Genomic DNA, 1,085 nt, shown 5'->3' with positions numbered 1-1,085 from the left:
TCAAGTCCCTCGCCGACTACCTCACCAGGATCACCCCACCCAACAGCCAAGACGGAGAGAAATAAGCCTCATGATTTCTGGCGCATCACACTAGTAGGGCTTGGTCAGGTCGGTTGTGGTGATGCGTGTCCTGCGGGCTCGGTGTGGCGTTGAGTGTGTGTGACTCCGGACGAGATTGCTGTGGTGCGTGGTGAGTTGGAGGCGTTTGCGGCTGAGGTGTTCGAGCCGTTCGCGCGCAAGGATCAGCGGCGTTGGGGGCAGGTTTATCTGCGGGGGCTGCTGACCGACGGGCAGCGTAAATCGGTCGAGCCGATGGCCGCCCGCCTTGGGGAGGACGGCAATCGTCAGGCACTGGCAAACTTCATCACCACCAGTCCCTGGGACCCGGCACACATCCGGGCTCAGCTCGCCTGGCGGATGGAGGAGGCGATCGGGCCGGAGGCCCTGGTCTTCGACGACACCGGGTTCCTCAAGGACGGGACCGCTTCGGCGTGTGTGTCGCGGCAGTACACCGGCACTGCGGGCAAGGTCACCAACTGCCAGGTCGGCGTCTCACTCCACCTCGCCTCCGACCACGCTTCCGCGGCGGTCGACTGGCGGCTGTTCCTGCCCGAGACATGGGATCCCGCCTCGGCGAAGGCCGAGGCGGGCAAGGTCGCCCGCCGCACCGCCTGCGGCATCCCGGACGATGTCGGGCATGTGGAGAAGTGGCAGCTGGCCCTGGACATGCTCGATGAGACCCGCTCTTGGGGGATCGAGGTGCCGCTGGCCGTCGCGGACGCCGGATACGGCGACACTGTCGCGTTCCGGCACGGACTGCAGGCCCGCGGCATGAACTACGTGGTGGGAATCTCCAGCACGCTGACGGCCCAGCCCGCCGGCGCGGTGCCGGTGGCCGAGCCGTATTCCGGGATTGGACGCCCGCCGGTGGCGAAGTATCCCGACAAGCCGCAGCCGGTGAAGGAGTTGGTCATCGCGGCGGGCCGGAAGGCGGCCAGGCCGGTGCAGTGGCGGGAGGGCTCCCGGCCCGGCACCGGCCGCTCCGGCCGCAAGCGGATGTACTCCCGCTTCGTGGCCCTGCGCAT

General features: G+C 67.9%; 1 protein-coding gene. It reads left to right on the top strand.

All coding sequences use genetic code 11. The features are described 5' to 3' along the window. Nucleotides 1–159: 159 nt before the first annotated feature. On the top strand, nt 160–1,085 hold a 926-nt coding region (locus tag AC07CM_RS51065; RefSeq protein WP_478883386.1), incomplete at its 3' end, for an IS701 family transposase.

The organism is Streptomyces sp. NPDC044061, from assembly GCF_056434305.1.
Note: the sequence above shows the minus strand (reverse complement) of the source record. Positions and strands in the feature narration are given on the sequence as shown.